At 64.9% G+C, this 22,405-nt stretch carries 17 protein-coding genes and 1 tRNA gene; 11 read left to right on the top strand and 7 right to left on the bottom strand.

Annotated elements, in window-relative coordinates; all coding sequences use genetic code 11:
• Nucleotides 1–25: 25 nt before the first annotated feature.
• Entirely contained in the window at nt 26–2,287 is a 2,262-nt protein-coding gene (locus JJE66_RS17705; RefSeq protein ID WP_200515593.1) for a TonB-dependent siderophore receptor, read from the bottom strand.
• Nucleotides 2,288–2,471: 184 nt separating this feature from the next.
• Complete coding sequence (locus JJE66_RS17700) at nt 2,472–2,987, bottom strand: MarR family winged helix-turn-helix transcriptional regulator (RefSeq protein WP_200515592.1); 516 nt, start codon at nt 2,985–2,987, stop codon at nt 2,472–2,474.
• A 189-nt stretch (nt 2,988–3,176) separates the two neighbouring features.
• Here JJE66_RS17700 and JJE66_RS17695 point away from each other — a divergent pair, with 189 nt between their 5' ends.
• Together JJE66_RS17695 and JJE66_RS17690 are read left to right on the top strand one after the other, a co-directional pair.
• Complete coding sequence (locus JJE66_RS17695; RefSeq protein WP_200515591.1) at nt 3,177–4,367, top strand: aromatic ring-hydroxylating dioxygenase subunit alpha; 1,191 nt, start codon at nt 3,177–3,179, stop codon at nt 4,365–4,367.
• A gap of 60 nt (nt 4,368–4,427) precedes the next feature.
• Nucleotides 4,428–5,720, top strand: a complete 1,293-nt coding sequence (locus JJE66_RS17690) for an MFS transporter (RefSeq protein ID WP_200515590.1) — start codon at nt 4,428–4,430, stop codon at nt 5,718–5,720.
• A gap of 5 nt (nt 5,721–5,725) precedes the next feature.
• Here the strand turns inward: JJE66_RS17690 and JJE66_RS17685 are convergent, their stop codons facing one another.
• Nucleotides 5,726–6,628 carry an alpha/beta fold hydrolase gene (locus tag JJE66_RS17685; RefSeq protein ID WP_210349836.1) on the bottom strand — a complete coding sequence of 301 codons (903 nt, stop codon included), beginning with the start codon at nt 6,626–6,628 and terminating at the stop codon, nt 5,726–5,728.
• A 215-nt stretch (nt 6,629–6,843) separates the two neighbouring features.
• On the opposite strand from JJE66_RS17685, the gene JJE66_RS17680 reads away from it, so the two are divergent.
• Entirely contained in the window at nt 6,844–7,047 is a 204-nt protein-coding gene (locus tag JJE66_RS17680; RefSeq protein ID WP_200515589.1) for a hypothetical protein, read from the top strand.
• A gap of 109 nt (nt 7,048–7,156) precedes the next feature.
• On the opposite strand, the gene JJE66_RS17675 is transcribed toward JJE66_RS17680, so the two are convergent.
• Nucleotides 7,157–9,382, bottom strand: coding sequence for a tetratricopeptide repeat protein (locus JJE66_RS17675; RefSeq protein ID WP_210349835.1), 2,226 nt, complete (start codon nt 9,380–9,382; stop codon nt 7,157–7,159).
• A gap of 200 nt (nt 9,383–9,582) precedes the next feature.
• On the opposite strand from JJE66_RS17675, the gene JJE66_RS17670 reads away from it, so the two are divergent.
• The 3 genes from JJE66_RS17670 (at nt 9,583) to pepT (ending at nt 11,545) form a co-directional block, all read left to right on the top strand.
• Nucleotides 9,583–9,659: transfer RNA gene (locus JJE66_RS17670), tRNA-Asp, on the top strand.
• Nucleotides 9,660–9,893: 234 nt separating this feature from the next.
• Nucleotides 9,894–10,193 carry an HU family DNA-binding protein gene (locus JJE66_RS17665; protein ID WP_200515588.1) on the top strand — a complete coding sequence of 100 codons (300 nt, stop codon included), beginning with the start codon at nt 9,894–9,896 and terminating at the stop codon, nt 10,191–10,193.
• A 104-nt stretch (nt 10,194–10,297) separates the two neighbouring features.
• Nucleotides 10,298–11,545: a peptidase T gene (gene pepT, locus JJE66_RS17660; RefSeq protein ID WP_200515587.1), complete on the top strand. Its 1,248-nt coding sequence runs from the start codon at nt 10,298–10,300 to the stop codon at nt 11,543–11,545.
• Between the two features lie 10 nt (nt 11,546–11,555).
• Here the strand turns inward: pepT and JJE66_RS17655 are convergent, their stop codons facing one another.
• Nucleotides 11,556–12,449, bottom strand: coding sequence for a hypothetical protein (locus JJE66_RS17655; RefSeq protein ID WP_200515586.1), 894 nt, complete (start codon nt 12,447–12,449; stop codon nt 11,556–11,558).
• Nucleotides 12,450–12,814: 365 nt separating this feature from the next.
• On the opposite strand from JJE66_RS17655, the gene JJE66_RS17650 reads away from it, so the two are divergent.
• The 5 genes from JJE66_RS17650 to JJE66_RS17630 are packed head-to-tail and all read left to right on the top strand — an operon-like array spanning nt 12,815 to nt 19,667.
• The gene (locus JJE66_RS17650) at nt 12,815–13,180 is read left to right on the top strand and encodes a hypothetical protein (RefSeq protein WP_200515585.1); all 366 of its coding nucleotides are present in this window, start codon (nt 12,815–12,817) and stop codon (nt 13,178–13,180) included.
• 56 nt (nt 13,181–13,236) lie between these two features.
• Nucleotides 13,237–14,511 (top strand): divalent metal ion exporter subunit IhpA, encoded by a 1,275-nt coding sequence (gene ihpA / locus JJE66_RS17645; protein ID WP_200515584.1) that lies wholly within the window; start codon nt 13,237–13,239, stop codon nt 14,509–14,511.
• Nucleotides 14,508–15,485: a divalent metal ion exporter adaptor subunit IhpB gene (ihpB, locus tag JJE66_RS17640; RefSeq protein ID WP_200515583.1), complete on the top strand. Its 978-nt coding sequence runs from the start codon at nt 14,508–14,510 to the stop codon at nt 15,483–15,485. The genes ihpA and ihpB overlap by 4 nt, the downstream gene beginning before the upstream one ends.
• Nucleotides 15,478–18,690, top strand: coding sequence for an efflux RND transporter permease subunit (locus JJE66_RS17635; protein WP_200515582.1), 3,213 nt, complete (start codon nt 15,478–15,480; stop codon nt 18,688–18,690). The genes ihpB and JJE66_RS17635 overlap by 8 nt, the downstream gene beginning before the upstream one ends.
• A gap of 2 nt (nt 18,691–18,692) precedes the next feature.
• Entirely contained in the window at nt 18,693–19,667 is a 975-nt protein-coding gene (locus JJE66_RS17630) for a cation diffusion facilitator family transporter (protein ID WP_200515581.1), read from the top strand.
• Between the two features lie 9 nt (nt 19,668–19,676).
• Here the strand turns inward: JJE66_RS17630 and JJE66_RS17625 are convergent, their stop codons facing one another.
• Together JJE66_RS17625 and JJE66_RS17620 are read right to left on the bottom strand one after the other, a co-directional pair.
• Nucleotides 19,677–20,537 carry a class I SAM-dependent methyltransferase gene (locus tag JJE66_RS17625; RefSeq protein ID WP_200515580.1) on the bottom strand — a complete coding sequence of 287 codons (861 nt, stop codon included), beginning with the start codon at nt 20,535–20,537 and terminating at the stop codon, nt 19,677–19,679.
• 16 nt (nt 20,538–20,553) lie between these two features.
• Entirely contained in the window at nt 20,554–21,972 is a 1,419-nt protein-coding gene (locus tag JJE66_RS17620; RefSeq protein ID WP_200515579.1) for a cytochrome P450, read from the bottom strand.
• Nucleotides 21,973–22,405 lie beyond the last annotated feature (433 nt).

Raw genomic sequence — 22,405 nt, 5'->3', positions numbered from 1 at the left:
CCCTCGCCGGAACTGACCTTTTGCCTCACCATTTGTAGGAGACGCTGGCGGTGACGCGGCGACGGTCGCCGTAGAAGCAGGATGACCCCGAGGCACAGCTCGCGACATAGATCTTGTCGGCCAGATTGATCACGTTGATGGCCGTGCGCCAGTTCTGCCATTCGTAGTGGACCGCGAGATCGCCGAGCACCACCGCGGGAACTTCCAGCGTATTGGCCGTGTCGGCCCAGGACGAACCGACATAACGCACGCCGCCCCCGAAACCGAATCCCTCCAGCGGTCCGTCCTTGAAGGTGTAATCCGCCCAGCCCGAGATCAGCATCTCGGGCGCATTGGTCGGCGTCTTGCCGATCAGCGACTGATCGAGGTCCTTGCTGGTGAAGAGATGATAGGCGGTGAAGGCGCCGATCAGCTTCAGCTCCTTGGTGGCGTTGGCGACCGCTTCGAGCTCGATGCCGCGCGAGGTCACTTCACCGGTCTGGTTCTGCAACAGGACATTCGACGGATCGGTGGTCGCCACGTTCTGGCGTTTCAGATCGAAAACTGAAGCCGTGAAATAGCCATCGAACCCCTTGGGCGCGACCTTCACGCCGATCTCGGCCTGCTTGCCGGTCTCCGGCAGGAACAGCTGGTTCTGCGCGTTGAGGCCGATGATCGGATTGTAGCTCGTCGCGTAGGAGACGTAGGGCGCAATGCCGTTGTCGAAATTGTAGATTAGCCCGGCACGCCCGCTGAACCTGCTGTCCTCACGGCTGGCGACATTTGCGCCGGTGTCGCGGGCAGCCTGCGTCGTCTCGACCCAATCATTGCGGCCGCTCAGCACCAGCGTGAAGTTGCCGAGCTTCATCTGATCCTGAAGATAAGTCCCGGCCTGCTTCTGCGTGATCAGGAAGTTACGGAACGGAGCGGTCGGCAGCGGAACCTCGGCTGCTCCATAGGAGGGATTGAGGACGTTGATCGAGGATACCCCGAACCCGAAGGCCTGATAATCGTCGATCTGATAGCCTTTCAAATCGACCCCGAACAGCATGGTGTGCCTCACCGGACCGGTGTTGAAGCGGTACTCCAGCTGGTTGTCGAGATCGGCCTGGCTGGCGGTGTTCTTCGCATACCAATTGTAGCGGCCAAGCGTGGCCGTGTTGACGTTGGTCCAGCCGCTGCCGACATAACCGCGATAGGTCAGATCAACATGCGCGAAGCGCGCATTCTGCCGGAACGTGAGGTCGTCGGTGAGATTGCGCTCGAACCGATAACCGAGCATCTCCTGCTCGCGCGTGAACTTGTCGACGCTGGGATCGCCGGCGAAGAAGCTGGTCGGGATCTTGCCGAACGGCGCGTTGGTCACCGTGCCCTGATAAGGCAGGAAGTTGATGCCGCGGGTGTCCTGCTTCGAGGCCGAGGCGAGTACGGTGAATGTCGTGTAGGCATCCGGCTTCCACGTGAACGACGGCGCGATGAAGTAATTATTGTCGGGCGTGAAGTTGACCTGGGTATTGCCGTTCTGGACCTGGCCGACGACACGATAGAACAGCTTGCCGTCCTGTTTGCCATCCTGGGGCTGTGTCGCGACGGGACCACCGACGTCGAAGCCGACATAGGCGTCGCCGAAATTGTTGACGCCGGTCTCGATGGTGCGGACCGGTTCGGTCGGCGGCATCTTGCTGATGACGTTGACGATGCCGCTCGGGCTCGATCCGCCATAGAGCACGGCCGACGGACCACGCAGCACCTCGACCCGCTCCATGTTCGGTGGCTGCAGCTTCCAGCTCGCATAAGACGTGTAGAACAGCTGCATGCCGTCGAGGAACAGTCCGATGTCGTCGGACTTGAAGCCGCGGATCAGCCACCAGTCGTTGCGGGTATCGGCGCCGAAGGTCCCGGCGCGCACGCCGGCGGTGTAACGCAGCACTTCGTCGAGCTTGTTCGGCTTCTGGTCGCGGATCTGCTCGGCGCCGATCACCGACACCGCCTGCGGCGTTTCCATAATCGGCGTGTTGGTCTTGGTGCCTGACGAGCTGCGACCGGCGACGTAGCCATGCACGGGACCACGCGGGTTCTCGACGGCGCCGACATTGCGTTGAGGCTGCGGTTTGCGGCTGTTGGCCGTCTGCACCTGGCTCTGCGCGCGACGCGGCGCGGGTGCGGCTGCACGGCGGCGTTGTTCCGGCGCCGCGACGTCGATTGGCGGCAAGCTCTGCGCGCCGCCCTGCATCGACGATTGCGCAAGTGAAATCTGCGGCATCAAAACCCAAGCGGACGCGGTCGCCAACACGGCCGACCGCAGCATTCCAAGACTGTTCAACGCGTCACCCCAATGTGCACTTGATCCGTCATGCCGCTGGTCCCAGGACGGCATGCGATTGGGAGACGCTTAGGGGAGCGCGCGCGATATCGCTAATTGAAAGGCTCTTAGAGAAACTCTTAGAGAGTCTCTTAGAAGCACTCCAACGTGTCCGGATATTTCCGAGCGATCAGCGCGGAGCCTTCTCAGCTTCGAGCATCGCTTCCGCAGCCGCGGTGAGACGATCGATCTGCGCGAGCAATTTTTCAAGTTCGTCGTTGCCCAATTGCTCGAGCAGCATCCGGTTGCGCTCCTGCGCGCCTTCGACGATCGCATCATGCGCGGCGAGCCCGGCCTGTGTCAGCGACACCAGCACCTCGCGGCTGTCTTTCGGATTTGCCGATTTCGCGATCAGCTTGCGCGAGACGAGCTCGGCCAGCGCGCGACTGATCTGTCCCTTGTCCTGGCCCACGGCTTCGGCAAGCCGGGCCACGCTCATCGGCGGCCGCCGGCCGAGCGAGGCGACCAGGCCGAACTCGACCGAGGACAATCCGGCGAGACGCTTGTAGCGCAGGATCGCGCCACGCTTGAGCAAATTGGCCAGCACGATCAGCCGCGACGACAGCATCACGGTGATCGGCGCCCGCGAGTGATTGTCGTCCGCGTCGGACGCTGCGCGCCCGTCCCTGCTCGATCTCTGGCTCATGGTCCACCTCTGCCAAGAAAGCCAAGACGTGCCAAGCCTCGGTAGCGTCTTGGTAGCGCAACCTCCCCAACCTGATCCGAATGCGACTGAGGGTACTTAGAAGATCGTTGACATTGTCATCGAATTATTTTTCATTGGATCAACATATGAAGACGACCGGGCCATCAAGGCTGCGGCGGGAGGAAGCTGATGACGATGACCCAGCGGGATCGCGACCTCGGCACGGCCTACGCGATGAAGCCGGCGCAGACGCGCACCGAGCTCACCTCGGTCGCGCGCGGCACGCCGATGGGCGAATTGCTCCGCCGCTATTGGCATCCGGTCGGGCTCGCCGGCGACGCCACCGACACGCCGAAAAAGGTGCGCGCGTTGGCCGAGGATTTGATCCTGTTCCGCGACAAACACGGCCGCGTCGGCCTGCTCCACGCCCGCTGCTGCCATCGCGGCACCACGCTCTACTATGGCAAGGTCGAGGAGGACGGCATTCGCTGCTGCTATCATGGCTGGAAATTCGACACCGAAGGCCATTGCCTGGAGCAGCCCTGCGAGCCCGACGGCGGCCAGTTCAAGGACAAGGTGCGCCAGCCCTGGTATCCGGTCGAGGAGCGCTACGGGCTGATCTTCGCCTATATGGGCCCGGCCGAGAAACGCCCGGTGCTGCCACGCTACGAGTGCCTCGAGAACATGGACGACGGCGAGTTCGTCGAGGCCGACGATTCCTCGATCGGCGGCGGCGGACCGGCGGTCATCCCCTGCAGCTGGCTCCAGCATTTCGAGAACGTGGTCGACCCCTACCACGTGCCGGTGCTGCACGGCTCGTTTTCGGGCCCGCAATTCACCAACCTGATGGCCTCGATGCCGGAGGTGACGTTCGACAAGACGCCGCGCGGCATCGCCGTGCGCTCGATCCGCAAGCAGGACGGCGGCAAGGTATTTTATCGTGTCACCGAAGCCGCCCTCCCCACTTTGCGCGTGGTGCCGAACCCCCGCGTCGCGCAGTTCGCCCGGGTCGAATCGATCGGCTGGACGCTGCCGATCGACGACACCTCATTCCGCATCTACGTCGCCGGCCGCGTGAAAAACTCCGGCGACATCGGCCGCATGCGCTCGAAGTTCAACGACAAGTTCTGGTGGGACATGACGGAGCAAGAGCACCAGCAATTTCCCGGCGATTACGAGGCCCAGGTCGGCCAAGGCCCGGTGACGGTGCATTCCGAGGAACATTTCGGCCAGAGCGACCGCGGAATCCTGATGATCCGGCGCATGCTGAGCGAGCAGATCGACGCGATGGAAGCGGGCCGCGACCCCGTCGGCATCTCATTCGACGCAAGCGCCGCGCCGGTCGAGTTCGAAGCGGGGAACTACATCAGGGAAGGCTGAGCTGCCAGCTCCAGCGAGAGCTGGACCCACAACGATAGCAAAGCCAAATTGGGGGAAGCGATGGTCGATGTGACGTCACAAATGTCGGTGCAAACGGCCGCCGCGGCAAAGCCCATGGCGCGGCGCTATTACGTGCTGGGCCTGCTCACTATCATCTACGCACTCAACTTCCTCGACCGTACGATCTTCAATGTGCTGATCGAGCCGATCAAGAAGGAGTTTTTGCTCAGCGACACCATGATGGGCCTGCTCGCGGGCTTCGGCTTCGCGCTGTTCTATTCCCTGCTCGGCATTCCCATCGCGCGCGTCGCCGACCGGCTCAACCGCCGCAACATCGTCGCCCTGGCGTTTGCGTTCTGGAGCGCGATGACGGCGCTGTGCGGCATGGCCTCGAGCGTCACCGCGCTGGCGTTCGCCAGGATCGGCGTCGGCATCGGTGAATCCGCGGGCTCGCCGGCCTCGCAGTCGATCGTCGCCGATCTCTTTGCCAAGAACGAGCGCCCGCGCGCACTCGGCATCTACGCCATCGGCACCTATCTCGGCGTCTTCCTCGGCTATTTCGTCGGCGGCACTATCAACCAGCACTATGGCTGGCGGGCGGCGTTCTATGTCGCGGGCGTGCCGGGCATCTTGCTCGCATTGATCCTGTGGCTGACGATCTCCGAGCCGAAGCGTGGCGCGATGCAGGAGAACTTCGTGCCCGAGCCGCTCGGGCCGACGCTGCGCTTCCTGGCCTCGCAGCAAAGCTTCATCATCGTGCTGATCGGCTTCTGCCTGACCACTTACACCAATTACGCGACCGCGGCTTGGATCCCGCCGTTCCTGGCGCGCGTGCACCATCTGTCGAGCGCCGAGATCGGCACCTATGCCGGCACCTTCAAAGGGCTCGCCGGCATGGCCGGCACCCTGTTCGGCGGCATCGTGGTGGCGCGAGTCAGCCGCCGCGACGACCGCTGGAAACTGTGGGCGCCGGCGATCACCTCGGGGCTTGCCGGCCCCGTCTTCGCCGTGTGCATGCTGACGCAGAATTTCACGATGATGGTCGCGATGCTGGCGCTGACCTCGTTTCTGGTCGGCTTCCATCTCGGCCCGATCTTCGCGATCGCGCAGACGGTGGCAAAGCCCAGCATGCGCGCGCTGGCCTCGGCGCTGATCGCGCTCACTGCGACCTGCTTCGGCCAGGGTGTCGGCCCGCTCGCCGTGGGCGTGGTCAACGACGCCCTCAAGGGCAGCTACGGCGCGGACGCCGTGCGCTATTCCCTGCTCTCGGCGGCGGTCACGACCACGCTCGGCGCTCTGTTGTTCGTCTGGGCGGCGCGGACCATCCGCACCGACATCGCACGAGCGAGCTAGGGCGCTCACGCATTCATGAACGCGAGCATGTCCGCAATCAGGCGCTCGCCATGCGTCAGCGGGAGCGGGTGCGGCGCGCCCTCGTAGACGGTCAGCTTGCTGCCCTTGATCAGTTTTGCGGTCTTGGCACCCGTCAATGGCAGCGGCGCGCTGGCATCCTTGTCGCCCTGAAGGATCAGGGTGGGGCGATCGATCCCGGCGGCAGCCGCTCGCAGATCCGCGAACGCCATGCTCTTGCGACAGGCCATTGCCACCGGCAGCGGCACGCTCAGCATCATCTGGCGAATCCAAGTCCGCGTGATCTCGGGCGTCTCGGGCAGGAAGAACGGCGCTTCGTTCGCTGAGATCCATTTGACGAAGTCGCGGGCGACAGCCGCCTGGTCAGTCTCGATCATGGCCTTCGGGAGCGCATCCGGATTGTCCTCGGTCTTGACAAGGAACGGCGTCGTCGGCGCGACCAGCACCAGCCTTGCGATGCGGTCCGATCCGTATCGTGCGAGATAGTTCACCGCCTCGACCGACCCCATGGAGAACCCGACCAGCGCAACATCGCGCAGGTCGCGCGCCTCGATCACCGAGGCGACGTCGTCGGTCAGGGTCTCCAGGTCATAACCTGCGGACGGCATCTCGGACCGGCCATGCCCGCGCCGGTCAAGCGCAACGCAACGAAAGCCTTTCGCAGTGAGAGCTTCAATCTGGCTGCCCCAGGTGGTGCCATCGAAGGTCCAGGCAGTCAGCAGCAGCACCGGTTTCCCGTTGCCCCAATCCTGCACGAACAGCCTTGTGCCGTCCTTCGCGGTCACATAGGGCGATCGTGCAATCTGCTGGGCCGCTGGCGCACTGGCGCCTGACACCGCCGCCAAGGCGGTTCCAAGCAACGTGGCTTCGAGGACGTTTCGACGGTTCATGGTGCTTCTCCCTTGCCGGATTGTTCGCGGCCGATGGAAGCAATCATGACGGAGCGATTTGGCCGCCGCGATTACGCGGCAGGTAAGACTGCTTAAGCCGAAACGGCCAAATGCCCAGATGAAACCATTTTGCGGAACCCGCGAAACGATCCGGAAACAGATGCTCCTTAAGACATCAACCGACAGACGGCGCCAAAGCCCGTCGGGAGGCTCTGATGAACCACTCAATTCACTCTGCAGATCGGGGTACCCACCTGAAGATCGTGGTGGTGGCGCTGGTGGCCGGCATAGTCGTGGCCGCCTTCGGGATCGCAGCTCGCACCAACGCCGATTACAGCCAGACCGCCCAGTCCACCCACGTGCTCAAGGCCGGCAAGCCGGTAGCGATCACGAGCGCGGGCACCTCTGAGATCCGCTAACAGCGGTAAAAAGGTCCGGTTTGAGACGAAACGGCCGCCTCGGGGCGGCCTTTATTTTTGGCAGAACCTGACGAGCCAGGATCTGAACAATTCGGGCCAAGCTCTTGAATCACTTGCCTTGCGCCGCGCAATAGTCGCGCCAGAACTGGCGATACGCCGCCTCCACATGGCGAGTATAGGTCGCGCCATTTCCCGCCGCCGAAGCCGCGATCCGGGCCGGCAGCTCCTCCCGCAGCGCTGCCAGCGCAGCCGGGGCCCCCGCAAACCGCTTGGCAATCGCGATATAGGTTTCGTCATCCGCCGCGACCCAGTCGTCGAGGCCGATCGCCCTGAGAATGCCGCCCGCCGCCCGCCCCGAAGTCGTGAGGCCGAGCTTGGCGATCACAGGCACGCCCATGTGAAGGGATTCCCAGGTGCCGGCGCCACCGTTCTGCGGGAACGGATCGAGCGAGATGTCGATCTCTGCGTATTCGGCGAGATGCGCGTCGCGCGGACTCGCCCCCAGGCAGACCACGCTGTCCGGGCTGACGCCATGCTCGACGAAACGGGCGACCAGGCCATCGCGGAGGCCGGCATCGTCGAGCGCACCGTGCTTGATGACGAGCTTCGATCCCGGCAGCTCGCACAGCAGCCTGGACCACACCGGCAGCACCTCGTTCGAGATCTTGTCGATCCGGTTGAAGCTGCCGAAGGTGACGTAGCCGTTGCGCAGCATCGGCAAGTCCGGCCGGTACAAGCCCGGCGCAGGCTCTGACATCGTCAGCATGCACGGCAGATCGTGGATCTTTTCGGCGAACTCAGGCCGCGCGGCTTTGGGAATCGCGACCGGGTCCGCAAAGATATAGTCGATGGTCTTCAGACCCGTGCCGGTCGGCGCGCCCCAGGCCGACACCTGGATCGGTGCGGGCTTGCGCGAGAACATCCCGAGGCGACTGCCGCCGGAGTGACCGGAGAGATCGACCAGGATGTCGATCCCGTCTTCCTCGATGCGATCCGTCAATTGTTCATCGGACAGCAACACCGCATCGACCCAGCGATCCGCGAACGAGCGGAACTCGTCGGTCATCTCATCCTGCAGCGGAGACGACGAATAGCAGACGACCTCGAAATTGGTGTGATCGCAATGCCGCAGCACCGGCATGAAGATGAAGCCGGCGGAGTGGCGCCTGAAATCGGCAGACACGTAACCCACCACCAGGCGCCTGTCGGGATCGAGCTCCCGCGGCCGAAGGGGTCGCTGCGGAATCCTGCCGCCGATATTGTCCCACCAGTATTTGCGCGCGGCCTGCAACATCGCGAAATCCGCGCCGGGCAGGAAGTCGAGCGCGAAGATCTTCCTGTTGATCGCATCCTCGAAGTCGGGCTTGAGCTCCAGCGCCCGGTCGAAATGCTCGATCGCGGTTGCGATCTCGCCGTGGCTGGCGAAACACGATCCCATCAGGCTGATCGCGATCTCCGATTTTGGACTCTGCTCGAGCAGCTTCTTGCAGGCCGCCATGGCCTGCGTCGGCTTGTTCAGGAGCAGACTGATGAGCGCCTTTTCGCGCAGCGCCAGTTCGAGCGTCGGAGCGATCGCGAGCGCCGCGTCGACGTCGCGTTCCGCCTGTTCGAGGCGCAGCAGCCGGATATGCAGCCGCGCCCGATGGGCCAGGACCTTGGCATTGCCCGGCCTCAGCGTCAGGGACGTATTCAGGGCGGTTTCCGCGGCCGCGTAATCGCGCATCTCCAGCAAGGCCATGCCCCGGCCGGCCAACGCCTCCTGATGCTTCGGTTGAAACGCCAGCGCGCGCTCGAAGCTTTGCGCGGCCTGCTCGGAGTGCCAGATCCGCAGCTCGACCATGCCGCGATTGCAATAGGCATCGGCATAGTCGGGCTTCAATCGGATGGCGCGCTCGTGCAGTTCGATCGCCTCCAGCGGCAGCGCCAGATGCATCAGCGTATTGCCGAGATTGGTCAGGGCCATCGGGAAATTCGGATTGAGCGCGATCCCCTTCTCCTGAATGGCCCGCGCATCGTCATAGCGCTTGAGGTCGAACAGCACCGTGCCGAGATCGCAATAGACGTTGGCCGCGCGCGGGCTCATCGCGATCGCGGCGCGCAGGACCCGCTCAGCCTCCTCAAGCCGCTTCGGATCGCCGCTGAGACAGACCCCGAGCAGATGCAGCGTGTCGAAATGATCCGGAAGCACCTCGAGGATCCGCCGGCACAGCGTTTCGACGTCGGCGAACCGCCCGTTGCCATAGGCCTGATGGGCCGCCGCCAGCGCGGCGTCCGCGTCCTTCTTGAATTTCTTCTGGAGCCTTGCGTTCTGGAAGGCGCGCGAGCCGACGGTCAAGCCAATTGTCCCCGGAAATTGCCTGTGGAGCTTGTAACATCATTGATTGATTCGAAGCCCCGAGGCAGCCGTCCCGGCCGTAGCGATACGGTCCTGCCCGGCTCGATCCGGCGTTTGGTCGCCGTGAACGCAACGTCCTTGACTTCACCATGTCCCCCCTTTAAGTCCCCCCTCGTTCCGCGCGGACACATACGCGTCACGCGGGAGTAGCTCAGTTGGTTAGAGCGCCGGCCTGTCACGCCGGAGGTCGCGGGTTCGAGCCCCGTCTCTCGCGCCATTTTTGGCAATATCTTCAAAAACTTAGCAACACATCCTCAGCCTCATCGACGGTATGGTGCCGCAGATCGCGCGAACGGCGCTAGCCAACGCGTGGATTCGCCTGACAAATCGCATGACAGTGCCCCTCGCCGGACGGCCGGCGTAGTCAGTCGCATCCCGAATCGTCTAGGCCTGCCGGAACTTGGCAGTTTGGGAGCCAGCAGGCTTCCGCGCGCCCCCGAGGAGACCAGACATGGCGAAGAAGGCAGCTGCTCCAGCCACGATCACGCTCAAGCACCTGGCAGCCGACATCGCGGAAAGCCAGGACCTCTCTAAGAAGCGCGCCGAGGCCGTCCTCACCGACATGGTCGACCTGATCGCCAGGCACCTCAAGAAGGGCGACCGCGTCCGTATCGTCGGTCTCGGCATCCTCCAGGTCCGCAAGCGCGCGGCCCGCACCGGGCGTAATCCGGCGACCGGCGAGCCGATCCACATCAAGGCGAGCAAGAAGGTCGCATTCCGCCCCGTCAAGGAACTGAAAGAGGCGATCTGACGCTACCTTTCGTAAAGCCTGATCCGCCCATGTCCGGCCGCAACCTGGCCCGCTTTTCTGCTATACTGCCCACTTCCCCCAAAGACCCGGCGGTTTGACCAGACATGTCCCTGACCTTCGCGCATACCGTGACCGAGCGCTTCTTGCGCTACGTCACTATCGACACCCAGTCCGATCCGAATTCCCCGGCCTCGCCGTCGACCGAGAAGCAGAAGGATCTCGGCCGCGTTCTCGTCACCGAGCTCAAGGCCATGGGCGTCACGGATGCCCATCTCGACGATTACGGCTACGTCTACGCAACGATCCCGGCCAATACACCTAAGAAGGTGCCGGTGATCTGCTTCTGCTCGCACATGGACACATCGCCCGACGTCACCGGCAAGAACGTCAAGCCGCAAGTGCTGAAGAACTATCGCGGCGGCGACATCACCTTGCCGGGCGATACGACTCAGGTGATCCGCTTCGCCGAGCACCCCGCGCTGAAGAACCAGATCGGCAACGACATCATCACCACCGACGGCACCACGCTGCTCGGGGCCGACAACAAGGCCGGTGTCGCCGAGATCATGGATGCCGCGCATTTCTTCATCAACAACCCCGATGTGAAGCACGGCACCGTCAAGATCCTGTTCACGCCCGACGAGGAGATCGGCCGCGGCGTCGACAATGTCGACATCAAGAAGCTAGGGGCCGATTTCGGTTACACCATGGACGGCGAGAGCGCGGGCAGCGTCGAGGACGAGACGTTCTCGGCCGACGGCGCCACCGTCGTCATCACCGGCGTCAGCGCCCATCCCGGCTATGCCAAGGGCAAGATGGAACACGCGATCAAGATCGCGGCTGCCATCGTCGAGCGTCTCCCCAAGGAAGGCTGTTCGCCGGAGACGACGTCGGGCAAGCAGGGATTCCTGCACCCGGTCGGCATTGAGGGCGCGCTGGAACAGGCGCGGCTCTCCTTCATCGTACGCGACTTCACCGAGGAGGGGCTGAAGGAGAAGGAAGTCCTGCTCGAGGGCATCGTCAAGGACGTGATGAAGGACTATCCGCGCTCGACCTACACGTTCGAGGTGCGCGAGCAGTACCGCAACATGAAGCAGGTGATCGACCGTCACCCTCACATCCTCGAATACGCCATCGAGGCGATCCGCCGCGCCGGCCTGCGCCCGATGCGCACCGCGATCCGCGGCGGCACCGACGGCTCCCGCCTCTCCTTCATGGGCCTGCCCTGCCCCAACATCTTCGCCGGCGAGCACGCATTTCACTCGCGGCTGGAGTGGGTCAGCCGGCAGGACATGGAGAAGGCGGTCCAGACCATCGTTCATCTGGCGATGATCTGGGAGGAGAACGCGTAAGCTTGGTCCGCTACGGCACCGGCATCGCGCGACGGCCGCGATGAAAGCGGTTCGAGCTCGCCATCCAGTTTGGCAGCGGCTCGCCATCGCGATGCCGGCCGCCGGCGACGGCCGCAGCCCAGGCGACGGCGGCACCGATCAGGGCCGCCGCCGCAACCGAGAATGCGACGATCACCGAATTACGCCGGGCGCGGCTGATTGCCGTCTGAGAGGCGGCGATCGACCCATCGACCCGACGCTCGGCATCCGGCGCAGACAGCCCCGTCAAGGCAACGACCTGTTGCACGAGATAGGCGCGATCATCGGTGCCGACGCCGCTATGGCTGGATGACGTCATCAGGATGCGCCCAGCTTCAGCACGGGCTTCCCGCATGTCGGTGTTGGCCGCCCGCCGGGGCGCGCGGAACAGCTTGTCGAGCTCGTAGCTCAATAGCGGCTCTGCGGAGCTCGCATTCCCGGCTGAGCTGCGCATCGGCGAGCGGTCGATCGCCGCAGCACCAATGATCGCCAGCAGCGCCGCGCCGATGAGCATGGCGAGCGCCCAGGACGTCAGCCCATGAAGCCCGTCGCGCCGCTCGCCGTCATCCTCGATCGTTGCCAGCGCAGGCGCCGGTCGTGCCGTCCGGCCGGCGATGTAGCCGCCGAAGCCGAAGCTGACGATCGCCTGGATGATCAGATAAAGCCCCGACAACAGCGCCAGCGCCGCCGATGCATCGCGCCAGGTCGGCGAGGCCGAGCTCACGCCAAGGCCGATCGCCACGCCAAAGCCGACAAGGATGAATGACATTGCGCCGGCTGCGAAAGCGCCAGCGATGATGGAGCTCCACTGGATGCTCCAGCGCTCCTCAGCGGCCATGAGACCGCCTTCCGTCACGTCTTCCTGCACGAAAGTCTCGATTGCCATCGCAGCTCCCTCAGCGCAGGCCGAAGAACGACAAAATCGCCATGATCACGACGATCAAGCCGATCAGATAGATCAGTCCGTCCATAATCCCATCCTCCTCAAAGGCTCCGGGGCGCTAATGAGGGGGACCGGCGAACGTTCCTAATTTCGGTGGTTCGCAGGGAACGAACCCGCGAGACCTGAATTGTCACTGCAAGTCCCAAGGATGAAGTTTGTGAGCACAAAGGCCTCAGCCGGTCAGCCCCGGGCTGGGGCCTTTTCCTCTTGGGCCCGTGCGACATCGAGTTCCCCACACGTAACAATGTTGCGGGTCGACACTGTTCCAGCCTCCGTGCTACCGCAGGCAGGTCAGATTGAGTAACCTCATGGTCGCAACCTACCGCCCTCTTAGCTTTTGGTCCGAGCGCAACTGGCGCGGGCTTGTGGCTGTGCTGGTGGCAAGCATGTACCTGCTGTCGGGCGCGCTGCACGGCGCGCACGATATCGACGTGACCAGCCCCGCGGGCGGCTCTGAGATCGCCGTGATGCTCGATGACGGCGGAGCGGGTCACAGTGACCACAAAGCCATCGGCGGTCATCACTGCCATGGCTGTTTCTCCATTGCTGTCACGCAGCTGGTGCAGTCTGAAGCCACGCGCGACATCGTTGCCGCGCCGGTCCCGCAGCGTGCGCCTGCGCTGATCGGCATCGCGCCCGATACCGACTCCCCGCCCCCCAAACATCTGACCTGAGCTGATCAGCCGGGCGCCACGCGCGCCCACGATGCTATTGTTCACAGGTCACCTTCATGTCTTGCAGACGAACGGCTGCGCGCCTCGCGTGCGCGATGGCGATTGTCGTCAGCCCCTGGCTGACACAGCACGCACACGCCCAGACCCTGACCATGCGCGCCGCGCTCACGCGGGCATTGGCCGCGAGCCCGCGCCTGACCGCGGCGGAGCGCGATGTCGGCATCGCCACGGGCCAGCGTATCCAGGCCGGCGCCCTCATCAATCCGGAACTGTCCTATGAGCAGGACAATTCGTTCGGGTCCGGCAGCTATCGCGGCATCAGATCGGCCGAGACCACGCTCCAGATCAGCCAGGCATTTGAATTGTTCGGCAAGCGCGACGCACGGATCGCCGCGGGCGCGGCCGGCATCGAAGTCGCGGCGATCCAGCGCAAGGCCATCAGGCTGGAGGTGTTGTCGGAGACCGCGATCGCCTTCCTCGGCGTGCTCGGCGCGCAGCGGCGCATCCAGATCCTCGACGAACAGATTACGGCGATCGACAAGCTGACGCCGCTGCTCCGCCGCCGCGTCGAGGCGGGCGCCTCCTCCACCGCCGAGACCGGCCGCGCCGAGGTTGCCTCCGCGCTGGTAAAGGCCGACCGCGAGCGCTTCAAGGCGACGCTGGCGAGCGCTCGGCGCGAGCTCGCGGTGCTGATGGGTGATCCCACTGCGAAATTCGGCGAGGTCTCCGGCAGGCTGGAGACGATGGGCAAGCCCCCGACATTCCAGTCGGTGGTCGCCGCGATCGATGCCAATCCGCAGCTGGTGCGCTGGACCGCTGTGTATGCCCAGCGCAATGCCGAGCTGTTGCTGGCGCGGCTCAGGCCCTATCCCGACGTGCGGATCGCCGCCGGCTGGCGCCATTTCAACGAGACCAATGACGATGCCGTGCGGCTCTCCGTCTCGGTGCCGATCCCCGTGTTCGATCAGAACCAGGGCAACATCCTCTCGGCGCAGGAAAGCCTCGCCAAGACCCGGGCGGAGCGCGAGGCCAACCGCAACACGCTGATCGTGGTCGCCGGCCGCGCCTACGACTCGCTCCAGGGCTCGCTGCGCGAGCTCGCAGTGCTGCGCGAGACCGCGATCCCCAAGGCGAGCGAAGCGGTGGAGGCGATCTCGCAGGGCTACGGCCAGGGCCGCTTCACCCTGCTCGAAGTGCTCGACGCCCGGGCGAGCGTGACGCAGGCGCGGCTGCGCGAGCAGGAGGCGCTTTCGAACTTCCATGCCGGGGTTGCCACCATCGAAGGCCTGGTCGGCAACCCATTTGCGCTGGCCCGGGAGAGCGCGCGATGAAGACATCCTCCGCCATCCTCGTCGCCATCGTTGCCGCCGCGCTTGGTGCTTACGGCTATTCCCTGCTCGCGCCGGCCAAGGTCGCGCCGACCGAACATGCCGCGGACAAAAAGCCGGAAAAGCCGAACGACCATGTCGAGCAGGACGAACATGGCGCCGACCGCATCCGCATCTCCGACGTCAAGCTTGCCGCCGCCGGCGTGACGCTGGCGGCAGCGGCGAGCGCCACTTTGACCGATACGCTGTCTTTCAACGGCATTTTGCGCGCCAACCAGGAAGCCGTGGTGCAGGTGACGCCACGCTTTCCGGGTCTGGCCAAATCGATCCAGAAGCGCATCGGCGACAACGTCGGCAAGGACGAACCGCTCGCCACCATCGAGAGCAATCAGAGCCTCACCGTCTACGAGCTGAAGGCCCCGATCGCCGGGACCATCATCGAACGGCAGATCTCGCTCGGCGAATACGCCTCCGAGCAGAAGCCGGCTTTCGTCGTCGCCGATCTCTCGACCATCTGGGTCGACCTGTCGATCTACCGGCAGGACCTCAAACGCGTTCGCATCGACGACGAGGTGCTGATCGATCCCGATGACGGCCGGGGCGAGATCAGGGGCACGATCTCCTATATGGCGCCGATCGGCAGCAGCGAGACCCAGACCGCGCTCGCCCGCGTGGTGCTGGCGAATCCCGACGGACGCTTACGACCTGGCCTGTTCGTCACGGCGCGGCTGATCCTCGCCGCCCGCAACGTCGCGGTCGCCGTACGCCGCAGCGCGATCCAGACATTGGAAAACAGGACCATCGTGTTCGTGCGCGAGGACAACGACAAGATCGAGGCGCGCCCGGTGGAGCTCGGAGAGGCCGATCCGCGTTTCGTGGAGGTCCGCGCGGGGCTCTCGGCAAACGAGCGCTACGTCGCCGAGAACAGCTTTGTCGTAAAGGCGGAAATGGGCAAGGGGGAGGCCGAGCATGATTGACGCGCTCCTCACCGCCTCGATCCGCCAGCGCTGGCTGGTGGTGCTGCTCGCGCTCGCGGCCGGTGCCTTCGGCGCCTGGAATTTCACACGCCTGCCGATCGACGCGGTGCCTGACGTCACCAACGTCCAGGTCCAGATCAACACGCGCGCGCCCGGCCTGTCGCCGCTGGAGGCTGAGCAGCGCATCACCTTCCCGATCGAGACCGCGATGGCGGGCTTGCCGAGGCTCGACTACACCCGCTCGATTTCGCGCTACGGACTGAGCCAGGTCACTGTCGTGTTCCAGGACGGCACCGACATTTATTTCGCGCGCCAGCTTGTGAATGAGCGCATTCAACAGGCACGCGACCAGCTGCCGGCCGGCGTCGAGGTCGCGATGGGACCGATCTCGACCGGTCTCGGCGAGATCTACGTCTACTCCGTCGAAGCCAAGGCCGGCGCCAAGTCGCCGACCGGCGCCGAATTCACGCCGACGGAGCTGCGCACCATCCAGGACTGGATCATCAAGCCGCAGCTGCGCACCATTCCCGGCGTGATCGAGGTCAACTCGATCGGCGGCTATGAGCGGCAATTCCACGTGCTGCCGGTCCCCGGCCGGCTGATGGCCTACAAGCTCGGCTTCCGCGACATCATGACGGCGCTGGCCGCCAACAATGCAAATGTCGGCGCCGGCTATATCGAGCGCAACGGCGAGCAATATCTCGTCCGCGCGCCCGGCCAGGTCGCTGATATCGAAGAGATTCGCGACATCGTGATCGGCTCACGCGGCGGCGTCCCGGTGCGCATCCGCGACGTCGCGGAGGTCCGGGAAGGCCAGGACCTGCGCAGTGGCGCGGCTTCGGCCAACGGCACGGAGACCGTGCTCGGTACTGCCATGCTGCTGATCGGCGAGAACAGCCGTACGGTGGCCCAGCGTGTGGCCACAAGGCTCAAGGAGATCGCGAAATCGCTGCCCGACGGCGTGGTCGCGCGCGCCGTCTACGACCGCACGCATCTGGTGGAAGCGACCATCCAGACCGTCGAAAGGAATCTCGTCGAGGGCGCAGCGCTGGTGATCGCGGTGCTGTTCCTGATCCTCGGTAACATCCGCGCGGCGCTCATCACGGCCTGCGTCATCCCACTCTCCATGCTGTTCACGATATCAGGCATGGTGGAGAGCAAGGTCAGCGCCAATTTGATGAGCCTCGGCGCGATCGACTTCGGCATCATCGTCGATGGCGCGGTCATCATCGTCGAGAACTGCCTGCGGCTGCTCGCTGCCGAGCAGCACCGGCGCGGACGACTCCTGACGCTCGACGAACGGCTCCAGACCATCCGCGCCGCAAGCAGCGAGGTCGTCAAGCCGAGCCTGTTCGGCACGCTCATCATTGCCGTGGTCTACCTGCCGGTCCTCACCCTGACCGGGACCGAAGGCAAGATGTTCACGCCGATGGCACTGACCGTGCTGATGGCGCTCGCGGGCGCGGCGCTACTGTCGATCACCTTCGTCCCCGCCGCAGTCGCTATTGTCGTCACCGGCAAGGTCTCGGAGAAGGAGAACGTCTTCATGCGCGCGGCCAAGCGCTTCTACGTGCCGCTGCTCGATCGCGCCATCCGCTACCGCCGCAGCGTCGCGCTCGGCGCCGTCCTGATCGTCGCCGGCAGCATCTTCGCCGCCACGCGCATGGGCGGCGAGTTCATCCCGAGCCTGGATGAAGGCGACATCACCATCGAGACCATCCGGATTCCCGGCACCAGCCTGACCCAGAGCATCGACATGCAGCTCCGGCTGGAGAAAGCAGTCAGGCAGGTGCCGGAGGTGACGACCATTTTCTCCAAGGTCGGCACCGCAGAAATCGCCAACGATCCGATGCCGCCGAACGTCGCCGACACCTATGTCACGCTGAGGCCGCGCGAGGAATGGCCCGATCCCCGAAAGCCGAAGAACGAGGTGATCGAGGAGATCGAACGCGCCGCCAACACCCTGCCCGGAACCGCCTATGGCATGACCCAGCCGATCCAGATGCGCTTCAACGAGCTCATCGCCGGCATCCGCAGCGACGTCGGCGTCAAGATTTTCGGCGACGATCTCGACGTGCTCGCCAATGTTGCCCAACAGGTCAACGGCGTCATTCGCGGCATCGAGGGCGCGGCCGACGTCAAGACCGAGCAGGTTGCGGGCCTGCCGATCCTCACCGTCAAGCTCGACCGCCAGGCGCTGTTGCGCTACGGGCTCAGCCTCAGCGAGGTACAAAATCTCGTCGAGATCGCGATCGGCGGCAAGCCGGCGGGAAAGCTGTTCGAGGGCGATCGCCGTTTTGACATCGTGGTCCGCCTGCCCGAAAGCCTGCGCGCCGACCCGGACGCGATCAAGTCGCTGCCGATCCCGCTTCCGCCGGGCGAGGATATCGCAGCCGTTACGAAGACTGCTTGGCCGGGTGCGCAAGGCATGGCGCTGCGTTACGTACCCCTCTCCTCCGTCGCAGCGATCGAGATCGCGCCGGGGCCCAATCAGATCAGCCGCGAGAACGGCAAGCGCCGCGTGGTGGTGATGACCAATGTCAGGGGCCGCGACCTGCGTTCCTTCGTCACTGAGGCCGAGGCCGCCGTCGCCGAGAAGGTCAAGCTGCCGCCGGGCTACTGGATTGGCTGGGGCGGCCAATTCGAGCAGCTGGTCTCCGCAACCAACCGGCTGAGCATCGTGGTGCCGGTGGCGCTCGCACTGGTGTTCCTGCTGCTGTTCATGGGGATGGGATCGGCGGCAGATGCGGCGCTGGTGTTCTCCGGCGTGCCGCTGGCGCTGACCGGCGGCGTCGCGGCGCTGCTGCTGCGCGGCATTCCCCTGTCCATCAGCGCTGGCGTCGGCTTCATCGCGCTCTCGGGCGTCGCCGTGCTCAACGGACTCGTCATCATTGCCTTCATCGAGCGGATGCGCAGCGAGGGGCACCCTGTTGCGGACGCCGTCCGCGAAGGCGCACTGACACGGCTGCGCCCGGTGCTGATGACCGCGCTGGTCGCCTCCCTCGGCTTCGTGCCGATGGCGCTTGCGACGGGCGCCGGCGCCGAGGTACAGCGGCCGCTCGCGACGGTCGTGATCGGCGGCATCATCTCCTCGACGGTGCTGACACTCTTGGTGCTGCCGGCGCTCTATTTGCTGTTCCGGCGTGACGGCGCGGGCGAAACGCCTACAATGGCGCCTGATTTGGCAGCGTCCGGGGAGCGCTAGATTTGGGCAACCACGACCATCACGGTCATCACCACCATGATCATGGCGATCACGCGCATGACCATGGTCATGACCACGGCCACGGCCACGCGCATGTCCATGCGCCCGCCAATTTCGGCAAGGCGTTCGCGATCGGCATCACGCTCAACACGGCGCTGGTCGCAGCCGAAGCGGTCTACGGCTATCTCGGCAACTCCACCGCGCTGCTTGCCGACGCCGGCCATAATCTCAGCGATGTGCTCGGCCTGGTCGTGGCCTGGGGCGCCTCGATCGCGGCGCGGCGCGCGCCGAGCGGCCGCTTCACCTACGGCTTTCGCGCCTCCACAATCCTGGCCGCGCTTGCCAACGCCGTATTCCTGCTGGTCGCAACCGGCGCGATCGGCTGGGAAGCTATTTTGCGCCTGCGCGAGCCGGAGCCGATTGCGGGCGTAACGGTGATGGTGGTCGCCAGCATCGGCATCCTCGTCAACGGTTTTACCGCCATGCTGTTCGCGAGCGGACGCAAGGACGACATCAACATCGAAGGCGCCTATTTGCACATGGCGGCCGACGCCGCGATCTCGCTCGGCGTCGTCGTCTCGGCGGCACTGATCATCTGGACCGGCTGGCTCTGGCTCGATCCCGTGACCAGCCTCGTCATTTGCGCGAGCATCCTCTGGAGCATGACCAGCCTGCTCCGCGGCTCCATCGACATGTCGATGGCCGCGGCCCCCAAGGGCACCGACCTTGCCGCTATCAGGACCTTCCTGCTGGCGCGTCCAGGCGTCTCGGCAATCCACGATCTCCACGTCTGGCCGATCTCCACCACCGAGACGGCGCTGACCTGCCATCTCGTGATGCCCGCGGGCACCGGTGATGCATTCCTGATGGAGACGGCGCGAATGCTGAAAGCGTCGTTCCGCATCGGCCACACCACGCTTCAGGTCGAGACCCATCCCGACAATGGCTGCGCGCTGGCGCCGGATGATGTGGTGTGAGGCTTGCGCCTACGCCGCCCTCGCCGTCACGATCCAGATCGCGCCCTGCAGCGCCACGCTCTGTCCTTCCAAGAACGGCGCGAGCGCCTCGCGGATCGAGGCCTTCGCGGCTTGGTACGTCTCCGGCGGATGGCCTTGCAGCGCACGGCTGGCCGGGCCGATCTGAAGCGAGCCGTCGACGGCGGCTTCGAGCCCGCCGCCGATGGCGATGTCCATGGCGAGATCATGCGGCTCCATCGCCACATCGACGAAGCCCGCGCGTTCGAGGATTCGCATCACGCGCTCCTCTGAAGCAAAGGCGAACGGGCCTGGCTCCTCCGGTCCGACCGGCGGCATTTTGGGCACGTGCTTGTAGACCGCCATCAGCGGCGCCATCATCCACGGATTCTCCTTCGGCTCGCGCCAGCAGGCGAAGGCGAGCCGTCCGGTCGGCTTCAGCGCACGGCGAAGGTTGCTGAAGGACACGATGGGATCGGCGAAGAACATCACGCCGAAGCGCGAGGCGAGCAGGTCGAAGCTTGCGGGCTCGAACGGATGCACCGTCGCATCCGCCAGCACGAAATCGAGCGGCAGTCCCTTTGGCGCCATCGCCCGCGCCTGCGACAGCATCGGATCGGAGACGTCGAGGCCGAGCGCGAAGCCGCTCGGCGCCACCGCTTTCGCGAACGCGACCGTGGTCGCGCCGGAGCCGCAGCCGACATCGATGACGCGCTCGCCTGGCTTCGGCCTGGCGCGGTCGATCAGGGCATCCGCGATCGGCCCGAGCAGCGTCTCCTGCGCCGCGTGGCGATCGGCCCAGCGTTGCCCGCTGGGGCCGTTCCAATAAGCGATCTGATCGGCATTCTCGGCGTGTCCGCTCGGCTGTTCCATCAAAACCTCTGTTTCGCTAAGCAGCCTGCTCGTTGCAATCGCGGGATGTCACGCGCATCGGCAGTCCATGAGCGGGTCGTAGCGTAATTTTCTGCAGCGGCCAAACTTTGGCGTCCGGCATCAACGCGATGTCGAAATGGTGCGTCAGCGCGGCGAGCACGATGGTCGCCTCCTGCAGCGCGAAGGAGGCGCCGATGCAGATGCGCGGCCCGACGCCGAACGGAAGATAGGCGAAGCGCGCGACCGCGCTGCGGTTTTGCGGCAAGAAACGCGACGGGTCGAACGCATCCGGGCGGTCCCACAGCAGGCGATGACGGTGCAGCACATAGGGGGCGATCACGATCAGCGCCCCCGGCTTCGCCTCGACGCCGCCAAGCGTGTCCGCGCACTTTGCCATCCGGCTCAGCGCGGCAATCGGCGGATAGAGCCGCAGCGCTTCCTCGACCACGGCCCGTGTCACCACGAGCCGGTCGGCCATCCCTTCCACCGGCCCCGTCAGCTCGCGCGCGGCCTCCTCCCGCACCCGGGCGCGCCAGTCGGACGCCTGCGACAACAGAAAGATCGACCACGCCAACGTATTCGCCGTGGTCTCATGGCCCGCCGACAGGAAAGTGAGGATGTTGGAGCGCACTTCGGGAAGCGACATCGATTGCCCGGTCGAGGGATCGAGTGCGCGCAACAGCAATGTCAGGAGATCGGAAGGCCCCTCGCCCGCCGGCAAGGACGCAAGTCGCCTCCACCGCGTAGCGATGAGCTGATCGATGACACCCTCGAAATAGCCCATGGTCCGGCGCAGACGGCGCTGCCCCGGCCGCGGCACGAATTGGGGCGCGCCAAGCAGGTCGAGCACGCCGATGCGTCCGATCACGGCGAAATAGGCATTCATCGCCTCGCGAAACTCGTCGTAATCGCCGGCGATGCCATCGGAGAAGATGGTGAGTGCGAGTACGTTCAGCGTGATGAGCGTCATCTCCGCCGCGATGTCGACGGTCGCGTTCGGTTCAAGGCGGCGCCACCTCTCCGCCAGACGATCGGCCGCTGCCAGCATCGCAGCCGTGAATGACGTTACCGTGCGCCGTGCAAACAGCGGCGCCAGCATCCGCCGTTGCGCCTCCCAGCGCGCGCCCTCGACGCTCAGAAGGCCGTCCGCGAGCCCGGTTGCGAGGATGCGCCGCTGGATCGGGTCCTTGCGATAATTGCCGGCATTGTCGACCAGCACGCGCTTGATGGCCACGGGATCGTGCACCAGGAACGCGTCCGCGAACGGCAGCTTCACCTTCGCGATCGGCTCGCGAAAGAACTCCGCGCTCCAGCATTCCAGAGGATTGCGCTTCAGCGTCGCGAGCAAGGCGAACAGCCGCAATCTCTGTTCCGGCGGTCGCGGCGCCGGCGGGCAATAACCCTGCGCAATGTCACCATCAGAGATACGAAGCATTGAATTGGCAACAAAGAATTGGGAAACAATCTCAGACAAGGCCTGAATTTCGCCGGAGTTCCAAACGGCGTCCAGCGGGATGTTGAAAATCGCCCGCCTTAGTAAGCTGGCACAAGTCGTAAGCTGGGACAAGTCGTTGGTCGGCGCCGCAGTCCGGCCACGACATCGATCCAGAGCGCCGCGCGACGCGGGGCCCGTGAAGATGCGTATCACCCGCTCTTCTGCGAAGGCGAACGCCCCGACTCCGCCGGCCCGACCGCCGACATTTCGGGTCGTCTCTAAATCCCTTTGACGAGGCGCGCCGGATTTCCGCCCATGCGACTCGACGTCCGCGATGACCAGACCGCCGGCCATGACGTGCACGTTGTCGCCGACCGCCTTGCCGGCGCTTTGCGCGTCGTCGCCCGGCCATGAATCGGAAATTCCGAACAAC

Origin of the sequence: Bradyrhizobium diazoefficiens (assembly GCF_016612535.1) — a bacterium.
Lineage (GTDB): Bacteria > Pseudomonadota > Alphaproteobacteria > Rhizobiales > Xanthobacteraceae > Bradyrhizobium > Bradyrhizobium diazoefficiens_C.
The sequence above is the reverse complement of the archived record's forward strand: the minus strand, read 5'-3'. Positions and strand labels throughout refer to the sequence as shown.

Excerpts from the sequence above, each read along its gene's own strand:
- JJE66_RS17705 (WP_200515593.1), bottom strand. The coding sequence starts at position 2,287 with ATGCTGCGGTCGGCCGTGTTGGCGACCGCGTCCGCTTGGGTTTTGATG.
- JJE66_RS17700 (WP_200515592.1), bottom strand. The coding sequence starts at position 2,987 with ATGAGCCAGAGATCGAGCAGGGACGGGCGCGCAGCGTCCGACGCGGAC.
- JJE66_RS17695 (WP_200515591.1), top strand. The coding sequence starts at position 3,177 with ATGACGATGACCCAGCGGGATCGCGACCTCGGCACGGCCTACGCGATG.
- JJE66_RS17690 (WP_200515590.1), top strand. The coding sequence starts at position 4,428 with ATGGTCGATGTGACGTCACAAATGTCGGTGCAAACGGCCGCCGCGGCA.
- JJE66_RS17685 (WP_210349836.1), bottom strand. The coding sequence starts at position 6,628 with ATGAACCGTCGAAACGTCCTCGAAGCCACGTTGCTTGGAACCGCCTTG.
- JJE66_RS17680 (WP_200515589.1), top strand. The coding sequence starts at position 6,844 with ATGAACCACTCAATTCACTCTGCAGATCGGGGTACCCACCTGAAGATC.
- JJE66_RS17665 (WP_200515588.1), top strand. The coding sequence starts at position 9,894 with ATGGCGAAGAAGGCAGCTGCTCCAGCCACGATCACGCTCAAGCACCTG.
- pepT (WP_200515587.1), top strand. The coding sequence starts at position 10,298 with ATGTCCCTGACCTTCGCGCATACCGTGACCGAGCGCTTCTTGCGCTAC.
- JJE66_RS17655 (WP_200515586.1), bottom strand. The coding sequence starts at position 12,449 with ATGGCAATCGAGACTTTCGTGCAGGAAGACGTGACGGAAGGCGGTCTC.
- JJE66_RS17650 (WP_200515585.1), top strand. The coding sequence starts at position 12,815 with ATGGTCGCAACCTACCGCCCTCTTAGCTTTTGGTCCGAGCGCAACTGG.
- ihpA (WP_200515584.1), top strand. The coding sequence starts at position 13,237 with ATGTCTTGCAGACGAACGGCTGCGCGCCTCGCGTGCGCGATGGCGATT.
- ihpB (WP_200515583.1), top strand. The coding sequence starts at position 14,508 with ATGAAGACATCCTCCGCCATCCTCGTCGCCATCGTTGCCGCCGCGCTT.
- JJE66_RS17635 (WP_200515582.1), top strand. The coding sequence starts at position 15,478 with ATGATTGACGCGCTCCTCACCGCCTCGATCCGCCAGCGCTGGCTGGTG.
- JJE66_RS17625 (WP_200515580.1), bottom strand. The coding sequence starts at position 20,537 with ATGGAACAGCCGAGCGGACACGCCGAGAATGCCGATCAGATCGCTTAT.
- JJE66_RS17620 (WP_200515579.1), bottom strand. The coding sequence starts at position 21,972 with ATGCTTCGTATCTCTGATGGTGACATTGCGCAGGGTTATTGCCCGCCG.